This window comes from Euzebyella marina, assembly GCF_003687485.1.
GTDB lineage: Bacteria > Bacteroidota > Bacteroidia > Flavobacteriales > Flavobacteriaceae > Euzebyella > Euzebyella marina.
The window spans coordinates 3,129,807-3,143,787 of sequence record NZ_CP032050.1 but is presented as its reverse complement, the minus strand read 5'-3'; the positions used below and the strand labels follow the sequence as shown (position 1 = coordinate 3,143,787).

The window sequence follows — 13,981 nt, the reverse complement described above, 5'->3', positions numbered from 1 at the left end:
GCTAATTTTCAATTATATTGAAGTTTTAACGGGCGATTTTTTAAGAAATCTATCAAAGCCTTCAAAAGCTAATGAGATAACGATGACCAAAGCCGAACCAATAAAGTTCAACCAGAGGTATCCTAATTTTTCATCCCCGGACGGATAAATAAATATGAGGGAATAAAAAAGTACAAAGACAATGAGTTGTGTAAGTATCGCCGCAAAGAATACGGCATTGCCTTTGACAAATTTGAAAAAGAAAGCTAATAGAAATATACCTAATACATTGCCGTAAAAAACGGAACCAATGATATTGACCAATTGTATCAGATTATCGAATAGATTGGCAAAGCTAGCTATCAATATGGCCAGAACACCCCATAGAAGGGTAAAAAGTTTTGTATACTTCACATATTGTTTATCGGTTAACTCTTCTTTATTGTTTCTTTTGTAGAGGTCAAGAGCGGTAATTGTACCGAGGGCGTTCAGTTCAGATGCGGTCGAGGACATGGCAGCGGACAATATTACCGCCAAAAGTAGGCCTATAAGGCCTCTAGGCAGGTTATTTAGAATAAAGTGGATAAACACATAATCTTTATCGTTTGTTTCTACGGTACCGTCAGCCTGTTGTATCAATGCCTTCGCAGCGGCCCTGTTGGTACTGTCCTTTACATTGAGGGTGATTATTTGTTGTTTGGCATCTTCAACAGCGGCATATTCTTTTAGCTCCAAAGCGGTCGAAAATTTGTTCAGGGCTATTTTTTTCGATTCCTCTAAAGTCTGCTGTCCTTTTTGCAAAATTTCATAATCTTTTGCTTGTTCAGAACCCATTACGGCAGCTGTAGCAGCAGGATTGAAGTTTAAGGGAGAAGGGTTGTACTGATAGAAAACAAAGACCATAATCCCCACCAGAAGAATGAAAAACTGCATGGGAATCTTAAAAATACCATTGAACACCAAACCTAATTGGCTTTCCCTAACCGATTTTCCGGAAAGATATCGTTGAACTTGGCTTTGGTCTGTACCGAAATAAGCCAAGGCCAAGAATAGTCCTCCGGTAATTCCGCTCCAAAACGTATACCGACTTTTAGGGTCAAAACTGAAATCTATGATATTCAATTTATCGGTAGCACCAGCTATCTTCATGGCCTTAGATAAATTGATGTCTGCCGGCAGATGCCCCAAAATAAAAAAGAAGGTGATGAACATACCGGTCATGATGATGAACATCTGTTGTTTTTGGGTGACACTCACTGCCTTTGTTCCCCCGGAAACGGTATAAATTATAACCAGTATACCTATTATTATGTTCAATGTTCTCAAATCCCAACCTAACACGGCCGATAAAATGATGGCCGGCGCGTAGATGGTAATACCGGCTGCAAGTCCGCGTTGTAAAAGAAACAAAATGGCAGCCAGCGATCTGGTTTTTAAATCAAATCTATTTTCTAAGAATTCGTAAGCCGTATAGACTTTTAATTTGTGGTATATGGGCACGAAAACCAGACAAATGATAATCATGGCCAAAGGCAGCCCCAAATAAAATTGTACGAAACCCATACCGTCATGAAATGCTTGGCCTGGGGTAGATAAGAAAGTAATAGCACTCGCTTGAGTCGCCATGACCGATAGACCGATAGTCCACCATTTGGCATCTTTACCACCACCCACATAGTCACTGACATTATCGCTGCCACGGGTTCGCCAAACGCCGTATGCTACTATGAAAAGTAAGGTACCGCCCAGTATGATCCAATCCAGTACTCCCATGTTACTTAAATGATATCATTAGGTAACAGAAAATAAGAACGTAAATTATATTGAGAACCAAAACAATGGTGTACTCTTTCTTCCAATTCGATTTTTCGAGCATTTTTAACCTTTTATTTCCGGTTGATTGGCTGTTGATTCCGATTTGCCTAAAGATAGCATATTAGCGAAAAGTTTGTAGGCTCCTGGTACACCTGCGGGTAACTCCCTAAAAAAGCTTAGTCCCGTGTAAATATAATGGCCTTTTCCGTAAGGGGCTACCAAAAGACTGCCTGTCAATGCTGATTCCCCTTTGTCTTTCATTGAAAGTATCGGGGTAAATTCTTTACTCCATTCATTAGGGAAATATAATCCTCTTTCCTGAACCCAACCATTAAAATCGTTCAAGTTTATCTGATTCGGGGTTGTGACCAAATCGTGCTTAGGCTCAAGAATGGTAACGGCCGAATTTTCATCGGTGACCCTATCTCGAGATATGGTAATGGGATAAGGGGCTATCTGATCAAACTGTTTGTCCCATCTTCCGGCGGTATTGTATTGAATAATCAAATTGCCACCGTTCTCTACATAATCAAAAAGGTAACGTTGCTTAAACTTAAGTTCGTTGACCACATTATATGCCCGAATGCCTACTACTACGGCATCATATTTATCAAGTGAAGCACTTGAAATGGTTTCTGGCGCTATGGTATGAACAATGTAACCAATTTGCCTTAAGCTTTCTGGTACGTTATCACCAGCCCCCGTTATGTATCCAATATGTTCGCCACTCTTGTGAATATCAAGACGTACGGCCTTAACTTCTGATGGTAAAAGAACACTTTGCTTGGGTACGTGGCTATAATCGATCGTAACAAGTTCTTTGGAAACTGTTTTACCAGCGACCGTTACTTCAGGAATTAACTTACCCTGATTTTCATCACTTGGCGGTGTTACTCTAAAATAGAAAGTTTGAGAATCTCCCTTTTTTAAAATTTCAAATTTTTGGGTAGAATCTTCAATATTCCAACCTTCAGAGGCGTCTAGATGAATAGTTCCTTCCACATTCGAGGCATGGGTGGTTACCGTAACCGGAATGTTTTTTGAATCTCCATCCGCAAAAATCAGAACTTTGTCAGCAATACTGGCCGTGGCTTTAGGTAACACTTCAAATGGTTGAAATAGTTCACCTTTGTCAGGTTTGGCAAAGCGATATCTTACCGGCTTTTCAAATACGATAGATTGACCATCAAAATCAAGTTCGAATTTGGCATTCAAAGCGGGCGGAGTTTCGGGCTTTCCGATAAGAAGCGGATTGTCAACTTTGTACATGCCTAGGCTACCCGGATCGCGAAGCCAATAGGCACTGGTAAAAGCCGCATTTTCTGGCAGTTTCACCTCAAGTTCAAAATTCTTTTTTTGATTGGCACCTAGACTTATGGAGGGCGTTATCTGAGCACCGCTCGGATCAACCTTTACAGAAACCAGTTTTATGGTATTCTTGCTTCGGTTGACCAGTTCAATGTCTAATTGTACCGATTCACCAGGGTTACTTGATTCGCTCTGCGAAGAGGCCTCAAAATAAAGTCCTGATATTTGGGCTATAAGGTCTCTTAATTCTTTTGACTTAACATTTTTCCAATGGGCGTCTTTTATATTTTGAAGAAGGTCATATGCCTCCAATAATTGTGATAGATGGGCCGAAGGGTCTTTAAAGTTAAAATGGGCCTCGACATCGTACAAAATTTTACCTATGGCCTCACCGCCTTCAACTCGTGACCATGTCGTATCGATACCATCAAAAATATTGTTCTTGTCTTTTGGCAAATCACCTTTCAATAGTTCGATATACTCATCTTCTGTTCCTCGGGTCGATAGCCTACCAAAACCCTGACAGAGATGTTGACTGCTGGCCAACGCCGCAATTTCATTATTTGATTTTCCTAAAATGGGGTAGTAGACACCGATATCCAATTTTAGGAGGTTCGATTTGTCGGCTTTCTCAAAATTTTCTTGACTGCCATAAAACCACCATGAGGTATTAAAAAACAATCTTTTTGGCTGCCATGCTTGAGTATGCTTTAATTGTTGGGGATATGCCTTTGGATCATTGGCAAGATCAAAAGCCTCATGGCTCAGCATTGCAGATGAAGTATGGTGCCCGTGGGTGCTACCCGGGCTTCGGTGGTCGAACCGATTAATAATAACGTCCGGTTTAAACTTTCTGATTGCCCAAACTACGTCACCCAAAACCTCCTCTTTTTGCCATATTTCCAAGGTTTCGTCAGGATGTTTTGAATAACCAAAATCATTGGCTCTAGAAAAGAATTGCTCCCCGCCATCAACAGAACGTGCGGCCAATAATTCTTGGGTTCTGAGTACGCCTAATAATTCCCTGAGTTCAGGGCCTATCAGATTTTGCCCCCCGTCACCTCTGGTAAGGGATAAATAGGCCGTTCTAGCCTTCACCTCATTTGAAAGGTAAGATATCAATCTAGTGTTTTCATCGTCGGGGTGCGCCGCTAGATATAGAGCCGTTCCTAGAAAGTTAAGTTTTTGTAATGAATGGTATATTTCTGAAGAAGAATACTGAACTGGAGGTTGTGCATAGGCGATGTTACGGAAAAAAAATATTCCGACAAAAAACACCAATAGTTGACGCATAGTGTTGGTTTTTGTGGCTGCAATCCACCTAAATTTCAAAAGGGGGATATACTCAAAGATAGAAAGTTTACAGGGCTGCTCCGTTTTTTTAGAACTTCTTTAACAAAAAGAAAATTAAAAAGTGCTTATACAACCGAACCAAACGTCATTACGTTTCTTCGGTTCCGTCAGGCGTTTCTTCTAAATTGTAAACCAATGTTACCGCCTTTTGCATTAAAAGGTTATTAGGATAAACCAGTAACTCTCCGTTCTCTTTGCGCAGACTTACGTGAAAGGCTTTGATGTCTTCGATTAGATAGGCCTCGTCAGAATTGATTTCCTTATCCAAAATTTTGACGCGGTCCCCAATTTTAAAGGGGAAAGAGAAAAAGAGCACGACCCCTGCTGTAACATTGCTTAAAATAGACCAGCTGGCGAACAAGGCAACACCTATGACGGCAAACACCGACGAAAAGACCAAGCCAACTTCTTTGTAATCGAAACCCCATATAAAGAAAATAATGCCCAAACCAATAATGGTCAAAAGACCTGAAACATACTTGCTTATCAGCACGGTTCTCGGCTCGGCGATATTGCTGATTCGACCAATTTTCCGAATGGTTTTGTCAAGTAAGTATTTAAGAAAAATAATGACCACGAGGGTAATAATGGTGGCCAAAAATTCATTTTTATAACTACTCAGAAATTCTTCCATAAAATCACAATCCTAAACTGTCGCGCAAAGATAAATCCTTATTTCCGTTTTGTTTCCAATAAGGAGTTTTTAAAGTTTCGATTTTTGTGGCAACAGAGGTCATCTGTTTGGCATTGGGGCCAAAACCACTTTCAAAAGTTTCTGACCATCCGCTAATTTGGTAAGGAAACTGATTTGAAAATTCAATCTTCAGGGTGCGATTTAGTTCCGGGTAGCTTATTTCGTATGAGAAACTTTCACCTTCAGAAGTAAGGTTTAAGTTGGCTTTGTAAGAGCGAAGTTCTTTATGGGATAAACGAATATACTCCAACGAAGGAACCACTTCAAACTCCCCCTGAGGTAAACTTTTTGGATCGATTCGAATTTGGTTCCACAGTTCATTTTCCAAAACTTCTTTGCTTATAGCAAACTTTTGGTCGGCCTCGTTTTCAAAATAGGAATGTGATGAGATTTCAAATTCAGTTCTATTATTAATCTGGGCATATACCTGACCGCACCATTCTTGAGAAGAGAAGGATACTTTTAGCGCATGCCGATCATTGTGTACGGGGTAAAACGAACTGGTCATAATGGAGTAGGGGTATATTCCCGTTAAATAGTTTTTGGTGGTATTCAACTTTAACACAGGAATGTTCTCGGGATCATGACCATCTGCCTTTACCTGCTTTTCGGGTAAAAACGGTTCGGTAACATATATTAGGACCGCCTTTCCGTCTCGAGTTTCGCCATACCTTGCTTGTTGCAGGTTGTAAGAAGTAATTTCGGCATCGCCTGCATACCAGTAATTTTTAAATTCTTCCGAAAGACTTTTTTTTGGTTTTGACTTTACAGCTTCCTTATTGTTCTCATTTTCCAATAATTGTTTCTCATTCTTATCCCTGCAAGAGATAAAGGATAAGAACAAAGCTATAATGATAAATTGACGAGCCATGATTGTAGTTTTATTTTTAAAAAACAGGTTTTTTGTCCTAAAACAAAAGGACATATGCTCTAATTTTAAAGTGGAGCGACTATTTTGTCATTTCGTACAAGGTGGTATATACCAATTGTGTGGGTAGACCGACCACATTAGTGTAAGAGCCCTTGATTTCTTCAATACCCACCAGGCCTATCCATTCTTGTATGCCATATGCACCAGCCTTGTCGTAGGGTTTAAAGGTTGAAATGTAATGGTCAATCTCTTGCCTAGATAGTTTCGCAAATTTCACTTCGGTAACTTGTCTAACAATTTTTTGTGCTTCTGTGGTGGTGAAACAGACGGAGGTAATTACTTGATGCCAATCTCCTGACATGGTTTCTAGCATATCAACGGCTTCCATTTCATTGGAGGCCTTTGCCAATGACTTTTTATTGTGCCACACCACGGTGTCAGAAGTTAATAAAATATCTTTTGACGAGAGACTTTCTTTTAGAGGCTCTGCTTTCAATTTTGCTAAAAAATCTGATATATCACCTCCTTCTAAATGTTCGGGATACGATTCTTCGACCGACTTCATACGTATTTCAAAATCGAGCCCCATATCCATCAAAAACTGTTTTCTTCTGGGTGAGCCCGAGGCCAGGATCAAGTTGTAATTTTTTAATTGGTCTTGTAACATGATTTAATCATTCGAAGCACTATAATTATCCAGCCAATCACCCTTTACTTTAAGCACCTGTTCGATTACGTCTCTTACACAACCCTCGCCGCCATTTTTGTGCGAAACATACTTAGAAATAGCTTTTACTTCGGGTACAGCATTTTGCGGACAGGTAGGTATGGCAACCGTCTGCATGGCAGGTATATCGGGTATGTCGTCGCCCATGTACAACATGGTTTCAGGAGAAATTCCGTAAATATCCATATACTCTTCTAAGGCATCCAATTTATGATGTGCTCCCAAATAAATATCGGTTACCCCAAGGGCCCTGAGCCTATTTCGAACGCCCTCGTTCGTTCCACCTGAGATGATACAAATTTTATATCCCTTCTGCAAAGCGGTTTTTAGGGCATAACCATCTTTAACGCTCATCTTGCGAAGCATTTCGCCATCTGTAGTAATGATGAGGGTACTATCGGTAAAAACACCATCCACATCAAAAACAAATGTGTCGATATTTTTGAGGTATTCCTTATAACTTTTTTCCATAAGTTTCTTGTAACGATTGGCTTAATAGGGTGTAAATATCTTTATGCAAATCTGATTCTAAAATAGAAAGATGTGCTTCTAGGGTATTCTGGTCATTTCTTTTGGCCGGCCCAGTTTGGGCCTCATAAGGCGATAAAACTTCTAATTTATCAACAGTCTCTTTGATCAAAGGTTTCAAAATCGAAAATGAAAGTTGATTTTCTGCACAAATCTTTCCTCCGAGGTAGAAGAGATGGTTGCTGAAGTTGTTGGCGAATACCGCTGCCATGTGTAGCTGTCTTCTTTGGGATGAATTCACCCTTTGAACATTACCTGAAATAGTACAAGCCAATTCATTTAATTCAAGGTGATTATGTTTGGTATTAGCCTCAATACAAATAGGAATGTCCTGAAATACCACCTCACGACTTTTACTGAAGGTTTGCAACGGATAAAAAACACCGTGGTTTTCATGTTTGTTCAGTACGCCTAGAGAAGTTGCCCCCGAGGTATGCACTATGATTCCCTTAAAGTTTTTCAAAAGCCCTGCTATTTTTTCAACGGCATTGTCACTTACGGCTATGATAATAAAATCAGAATCAACGACCTCTTCAAAGTTGGTACAGAGCTTATCTGGAGAAACAAATGTTTCTAATGCAGATTTATTTCTCGCCACCACCTGTTGGATCAATATATTTTCAGCTAATGAAAAGGCTTTGTAGAGATGATATGCTACATTGCCCGATCCAATGATGGTAACTGTTTTCATGCTGCGAAATTACATATATTTCTTCTTGGCATAAAAAGGGTTTGAGCGTTTCTTCGCTTATATACGATGGTGGGTTGAGTCTTTAATTTGAAAGTTTTTAGATTTCTTATGGTGAATTTTGCATCTCTCTTTTTCACATTTCGCCCCTAGAATTTTAAATAACAATTAACAGTTCGAAAGGTGTATTAAAGGTTACTTTACATATGCAAGTGATAAAAAGGGCGTATTTTTGCAAGCTGAAAACCAATTCAGCTACTCCAAAATGCAAATGCTTAAAAAATTATTGTTTTCTACTCGTTTAATGTCCCTTTTGTTTATCGCTTTTGCCGTAGCCATGGCCTTGGGAACCTTCATAGAAACAAAGTACAGCACTGAGACAGCAAGAATATGGATCTATAATGCATGGTGGTTTGAGGCCATTATGGTATTTTTTGTCATCAACTTTGTCGGAAATATCAAAAGATACCGTCTTTTAAGAGTTGAGAAATGGCCGGTACTAGTTCTTCACCTTTCTTGGGTACTAATCATTGTCGGGGCCTTTGTGACTAGGTATATTAGTTTTGAGGGGATGATGCCCATTCGCGAAGGACAAGCTGAAAAAGTTTTCTACTCCGATAAAACCTACTTAACTGCATTTGTAGATGGCGAAATCAATGGGGAACCAAGAAGGAAGACACTTCAGGAAAATTTAATAGTTACCGCAGAAGATATAAAGTCGAATCTACCTTGGAAATCAGATTTTAATGGGCAACCTTTCACTATTTCATATAAGGGTTTTATTGATGGCGCCGAAGAAGGGCTGATTGCCGATGAAAGCGGTAAAGAATACTTGAAAATCGTTGAAGCGGGTGATGGTCAAAGACACGACCACTATTTAGAGAGCGGTGAGGTATCGAGTATTCATAATGTACTTTTTTCATTAAACAAAAAGACCGAGGGAGCGGTCAATATTTATTCCCAGAATGGGGATTTTCAAATTGAATCGCCTTTTGAAGGTAGCTTTATGCGAATGGCCGACCAACTTCAAGGCCAAGTGGTGGCCGACAGTTTACAGCCGTTACAACTGCGTTCGCTATACAATATGGCAGGCATGCAATTCGTAATACCCGACCCTATTGTAAAAGGATCTTACGGTGTTGTGAAGGTGCCAGAAGCACAAATGACCGAAGCTACTCTTGATGCTTTGGTGATTGAAATTAGTGCCAATGGTGAAACGGTAGAAAAGAAGCTTTTAGGAGGAAAGGGAACTTCCGATTTTTCTGAGAAGTTCAATGTCGGCGGGCTCGATTTCATGTTGAGCTATGGCTCAAAGGTATATGAGCTTCCTTTTAGTATAAAATTGAATGATTTTATAGCAGAGAAATATCCTGGTACCGAAAAAGGATACTCCAGCTTTATGAGTAAAGTAACCGTAGAAGACGAAAGACCTTTCGATTACGATATTTTTATGAACAATATATTAGATCATAAAGGGTACCGTTTTTTTCAGTCTAGCTTTCACCCCGATGAAAAGGGAACGATTCTTTCGGTAAACCATGATCAGTGGGGTACATGGATCACCTATCTGGGCTATTTTCTATTATACATCGGTTTAATGGGAATTATGTTTTTTGGCAAAACCAGATTTAAAGATTTAGGAAGGTCTTTGGAGAAGTTAAAGTCAAAGAAAGCTAAAATGGCCACCGTAATGTTTTTGGCCGCTAGTTTAGGTTTATCGGCGCAAGAGCATACGGCCGATGATGGGCATGACCATTCCGGTACTATGCCTACCCAAGTTCAAATCGATTCGATAATCAAGACTACACTTGTATCAAAAGAGCATGCCGAAAAGTTTGGCAAATTGGTGGTGCAAGATGAAGCTGGGCGAATGAAGCCCATACACACTTTTTCTTCCGAACTTTTAAGAAAGCTGAGCCTTAAAGAGAAGTTTGGCGATATGAATGCCGACCAAGTCTTTCTTTCGATGATGCTGAACCCTCCAGCGTGGTACAATGCAGAATTTTTGGCAATTGATAAAAAGGGTCAAAATGATAGTATACGCCATGTCATCGGGGTTCCTGAAGGTCAGAAATATGCCAAGGCAACCGATTTTTTTGATGAAAGGGGCAATTACAAATTGGAACCATTTCTGAGGGAAGCTACGGCCACTAATGTCCCCAATAAATTTGAGCAGGATTTTAAGGATGCCAATGTTAGACTTAGTGTGCTCGATCAAGCATTAAGTGGAAGAATCGTAAAGATTTTTCCTCTCTTGAATGATGAGAACAATAAATGGATTTCGGCCGTTGAGTATAGGGGAGGGCAGTATCAAGTGCCCGACAGCCTTTATGGTAATTTCATTAGAAATTCCGTTCCGTATTATTTGATGACGTTAAGAAAGGCAATCGAGACCGATGACTATTCTGGTGCCGATAAATTGTTGGAAGCCTTTAAACAAAACCAAAAAAATCACGGTAGTGAAGTATTGCCACCGGATAGTAAAATCGAAACGGAGGTAGTTTACAACAAGCTTGGTATTTTCAATCAGTTGTGGAGGTTATATCCTTTAATCGGTTTATTGTTTTTCATAATCCTCATATTCCAGATTTTCAAAGACCGCTCGATTTTGAGGGTTGGTAATTATTTTTTCAAAGGCACTATCATTATTCTGTTTTTATGGCATACGGCTGGCTTGATTTTACGTTGGTACATTTCTGGCCATGCCCCGTGGACCAATGCCTATGAGAGTATTTTGTACGTATCATGGGCCACTATGGGTATGGGGCTTCTTTTTGCGAGAAAGAGTGATATTACCTTAGCTGCTTCTGCCTTCGTAACAGGAATGCTGCTATGGATTGCTCATCAGAATTGGGTCGATCCGGCCATAGGAAACCTTGTACCCGTTTTAGATAGTTATTGGTTGATGATTCATGTGGCGGTAATCGTAGCCAGTTACGGTCCTCTGTTTGTTGGTGCTATTCTTGGGTTCGTAAGTCTTCTTCTTATGATTCTTACCACAAAAAAGAACAAAAAGCGAATGGACCTGAACATTCAAGAATTGACCATCATCAATGAATTGGTGCTTACAGTGGGTCTTGTAATGCTGACCATAGGTAACTTTTTAGGAGGTCAATGGGCCAACGAGAGCTGGGGCCGCTATTGGGGCTGGGATCCCAAAGAAACATGGGCATTGATTTCTATTATGGTGTATGCCTTTGTAATTCACATGCGCTTGGTTCCCGGCCTAAGAGGAAAGTGGACGTTCAACTTCTTAAGCCTTATTGCTGTTGGAAGTATCATGATGACCTATTTTGGCGTAAATTATTACCTAGTAGGTTTGCATAGTTATGGTCAGAGCGGTTCTGCCGCAATTACTCCCGATTATGTTTGGTATATAGCTTTGGGAGCTTTGATTATAGGTGCATTAAGCTTATGGAGGTATCGGGTTAACTACATAAATAATTAATTACTTACCGCCATTGGCCTGTATATCTGCCAAACACTGACTATCGAAGTCGGGTATCGTTCCTCCGCTAAGCATGTTGAGCAATCCCTCGCCAGTTTCGGCGGTCCAGTACATTAAACAGCTATCATCGATACAATGCCTTCCGTGTTCAGTGTCCTGATGTTCTGTTTGCATCGGGGTACCTGCATTTACCATACCCATTAAATGGCCAAACTCGTGGTTCAATACTGTACTTTCTAGAACGGTAAGACTTGGGCCAAAAGCCTGCCCACTAAAACTTTGAACGGTCTCCTCAAAAATGACGAAAGAAGTGTTTCTATAGGCAATTCCTAAAACGGAACCGTTTTCTGTATTTTCAGAGTATTCCCCATCCAGAAAAATACCTGATACGGCTAAACGCCTGTCTTGATTGTATTCTGTTCTAATAGTATCTTCTAAAGCCGCAATATCTTCTACCGAATAGGCATCTTGACCGGGACTTTCAATTTCTTTCAACTCAATAGTAATACCTTCCGGTTTGTTAAGTCTATTTTCTAAAAACGACTCAAAATTGGCAACCGTATTCTGGTTGGGTTCGAAACCCGCGACGTAGAATATTTCAAAGATAATGGATTCATAGGTTGCATCACTCAAAATATCATTGGCAGAATCGCCGACCAGTTTTTTGTTTTCTGAAATGTTCACTTCCTGGTCTTCACCATTTTCATCGGTAATGGTCTTGGTGGTATCATCTGAACTGGAATTAGACTCATTGCCTGAATCTTTCGAACAGGAAAGGGGTAAAACCAGCAAAGCCCCCAATAAAAGGGCTAGAATTGAAATGCGATTAATCATAGCAACAACTTTTTATTAAAGTTGAACGGAAATGTTTCTGGATTTAGTGTGAATTTTAACAACTTTCAAGGGCTACCACCAATTTTTATTGCATATTTGTAGTGTTATGAAGTTATAAGAATTATGTCCTTTCTAAATGTCATTGGGCCTCTTGCCCATAAATAATCGTTTTCTATTTCGATTGTTCGACGTTTTTCACACTCTTTTCAAACATAATTCTCAATCATGCGAAACCATAACAGAATAACCTTCAAAAGACTTTATCAATACTTTATTTTGGCCTTGACAGGTAAAGATTTTGATTTCACAAGCGGGAGCATTCGTAAAGCCATATTCATGCTCTCGATCCCTATGATTCTTGAAATGATGATGGAATCAATTTTTGCCATTGTAGACATTGCCTACGTTAGTAGGGTAAGTGTTAATGCGGTGGCCACTATTGGTTTAACAGAATCGGTTATCACATTGGTTTATGCCATAGCTATCGGCTTAAGTATGGCGGCGACCGCTATTGTAGCTAGAAGAATCGGTGAAAAAAATATTCTTGGGGCCAAAGAATCTGCTGTACAGGCAATTCTACTTGGGGTTCTCGTGTCACTGATCGTGTCGGTAGTGGGCATTTTTTATTCAAAGGATATCTTGGCTCTAATGGGTGCCGAACCAGACCTCATTGACGAAGGCTATGAGTATACTCAATTGCTTTTAGGGGGTAATGTGACTATTCTACTGCTTTTTTTAATCAATGCCATATTCAGGGGAGCGGGCGATGCGTCGATTGCCATGTGGGCGCTGGTTCTTTCCAACGGGCTCAACATTTTTTTGGACCCCATATTTATATTCGGATGGGGGCCAATTCCAGAATTTGGTGTGGCAGGGGCAGCTATTGCTACCAATATCGGTAGAGGTACGGCCGTATTGTTTCAATTGGCGGTTCTTTTCTTCGGATGGAGCAAAATCAAGATAGGACTGAGCGATTTGGTACTTCGACTAAAGGTAATGCTCAATTTGGTAAAGGTATCTTTAGGCGGAATCGCACAATTTCTTATTGGTACGTCGAGTTGGGTATTTCTTATGAGAATAATGTCCGAATTCGGTAGCGAGGTTCTTGCCGGGTACACCATTGCCATTAGGGTCATGCTGTTTACCCTTATGCCTTCTTGGGGAATGAGCAATGCAGCGGCAACTTTGGTAGGTCAAAATCTGGGTGCTGAAAAACCAAATAGGGCCGAACTTTCCGTTTGGAAAACAGGTAAATATAACGCCATTTTTATGGCGGTGGTTTCTGTGATCTATCTTCTGTTTGCATATACTATCGTTGGTTGGTTCAACCCTAATAGCACAGTTGTGGAGAATGGTGGTCTATGTCTACAAATAATAGCTGCCGGATATGTTTTCTACGCTTACGGTATGGTAGTTACCCAAGCATTCAATGGCTCGGGAGATACTCGAACGCCTACAAAAATCAATTTTATAGCATTCTGGCTTTTTCAGTTGCCTTTAGCCTATGTTTCGTCTATAACTTTGGATTACGGAGCTGTTGGAGTCTTTGTGGCCATTACTTCGGCAGAAGTACTATTGGCCATAATGGCCATTGTTTGGTTTAGAAAAGGAGATTGGAAAAAGGTCAGTGTTTAATATGTGAAAGGTCTTGGTGGGTTCAGCATCCAACAGAAAGATTACAAAAGAAGTATCTTTGCGTGCGCTTTGTTGACGCTTGGTCATTTCTTTTAGAATAT

The 13,981-nt window shown here is 40.2% G+C and carries 10 protein-coding genes; 2 read left to right on the top strand and 8 right to left on the bottom strand.

From position 1 onward, the window contains the following. Positions 1-12: 12 nt before the first annotated feature. The 7 genes from D1013_RS13525 to D1013_RS13495 all read right to left on the bottom strand — a co-directional run bounded on the left by D1013_RS13525 (position 13) and on the right by D1013_RS13495 (position 7,966). On the bottom strand, positions 13-1,752 hold the full coding sequence (locus tag D1013_RS13525) for a sodium:solute symporter family protein (protein ID WP_121849338.1): 1,740 nt from the start codon (positions 1,750-1,752) through the stop codon (positions 13-15). A 105-nt stretch (positions 1,753-1,857) separates the two neighbouring features. Continuing rightward, a complete protein-coding gene (locus tag D1013_RS13520) occupies positions 1,858-4,395 on the bottom strand; it encodes a PIG-L family deacetylase (RefSeq protein WP_121849337.1) in 2,538 nt (845 codons plus the stop codon). 148 nt (positions 4,396-4,543) lie between these two features. Beyond that, a complete protein-coding gene (locus D1013_RS13515; RefSeq protein ID WP_121849336.1) occupies positions 4,544-5,089 on the bottom strand; it encodes a mechanosensitive ion channel family protein in 546 nt (181 codons plus the stop codon). 4 nt (positions 5,090-5,093) lie between these two features. After that, complete coding sequence (locus D1013_RS13510; protein ID WP_121849335.1) at positions 5,094-6,020, bottom strand: septum formation inhibitor Maf; 927 nt, start codon at positions 6,018-6,020, stop codon at positions 5,094-5,096. 79 nt (positions 6,021-6,099) lie between these two features. After that, positions 6,100-6,687: a Maf family nucleotide pyrophosphatase gene (locus D1013_RS13505; RefSeq protein ID WP_121849334.1), complete on the bottom strand. Its 588-nt coding sequence runs from the start codon at positions 6,685-6,687 to the stop codon at positions 6,100-6,102. Between the two features lie 3 nt (positions 6,688-6,690). Continuing rightward, positions 6,691-7,218 carry a KdsC family phosphatase gene (locus D1013_RS13500; protein ID WP_121849333.1) on the bottom strand — a complete coding sequence of 176 codons (528 nt, stop codon included), beginning with the start codon at positions 7,216-7,218 and terminating at the stop codon, positions 6,691-6,693. Then, complete coding sequence (locus tag D1013_RS13495) at positions 7,202-7,966, bottom strand: Rossmann-like and DUF2520 domain-containing protein (RefSeq protein ID WP_121849332.1); 765 nt, start codon at positions 7,964-7,966, stop codon at positions 7,202-7,204. The genes D1013_RS13500 and D1013_RS13495 overlap by 17 nt, the downstream gene beginning before the upstream one ends. A gap of 262 nt (positions 7,967-8,228) precedes the next feature. On the opposite strand from D1013_RS13495, the gene ccsA reads away from it, so the two are divergent. Further along, positions 8,229-11,411, top strand: coding sequence for a cytochrome c biogenesis protein (gene ccsA / locus D1013_RS13490; RefSeq protein WP_380085120.1), 3,183 nt, complete (start codon positions 8,229-8,231; stop codon positions 11,409-11,411). Here ccsA and D1013_RS13485 read toward each other — a convergent pair whose 3' ends face one another. After that, positions 11,412-12,245 (bottom strand): membrane metalloprotease, encoded by an 834-nt coding sequence (locus D1013_RS13485; RefSeq protein WP_225621458.1) that lies wholly within the window; start codon positions 12,243-12,245, stop codon positions 11,412-11,414. Between the two features lie 225 nt (positions 12,246-12,470). On the opposite strand from D1013_RS13485, the gene D1013_RS13480 reads away from it, so the two are divergent. After that, positions 12,471-13,880 carry an MATE family efflux transporter gene (locus tag D1013_RS13480; RefSeq protein ID WP_121849331.1) on the top strand — a complete coding sequence of 470 codons (1,410 nt, stop codon included), beginning with the start codon at positions 12,471-12,473 and terminating at the stop codon, positions 13,878-13,880. The last annotated feature ends 101 nt before the right edge of the window (positions 13,881-13,981 follow it).

Excerpts from the sequence above, each read along its gene's own strand:
- D1013_RS13525 (WP_121849338.1), bottom strand. The coding sequence starts at position 1,752 with ATGGGAGTACTGGATTGGATCATACTGGGCGGTACCTTACTTTTCATA.
- D1013_RS13520 (WP_121849337.1), bottom strand. The coding sequence starts at position 4,395 with ATGCGTCAACTATTGGTGTTTTTTGTCGGAATATTTTTTTTCCGTAAC.
- D1013_RS13515 (WP_121849336.1), bottom strand. The coding sequence starts at position 5,089 with ATGGAAGAATTTCTGAGTAGTTATAAAAATGAATTTTTGGCCACCATT.
- D1013_RS13510 (WP_121849335.1), bottom strand. The coding sequence starts at position 6,020 with ATGGCTCGTCAATTTATCATTATAGCTTTGTTCTTATCCTTTATCTCT.
- D1013_RS13505 (WP_121849334.1), bottom strand. The coding sequence starts at position 6,687 with ATGTTACAAGACCAATTAAAAAATTACAACTTGATCCTGGCCTCGGGC.
- D1013_RS13500 (WP_121849333.1), bottom strand. The coding sequence starts at position 7,218 with ATGGAAAAAAGTTATAAGGAATACCTCAAAAATATCGACACATTTGTT.
- D1013_RS13495 (WP_121849332.1), bottom strand. The coding sequence starts at position 7,966 with ATGAAAACAGTTACCATCATTGGATCGGGCAATGTAGCATATCATCTC.
- ccsA (WP_380085120.1), top strand. The coding sequence starts at position 8,229 with ATGCAAATGCTTAAAAAATTATTGTTTTCTACTCGTTTAATGTCCCTT.
- D1013_RS13485 (WP_225621458.1), bottom strand. The coding sequence starts at position 12,245 with ATGATTAATCGCATTTCAATTCTAGCCCTTTTATTGGGGGCTTTGCTG.
- D1013_RS13480 (WP_121849331.1), top strand. The coding sequence starts at position 12,471 with ATGCGAAACCATAACAGAATAACCTTCAAAAGACTTTATCAATACTTT.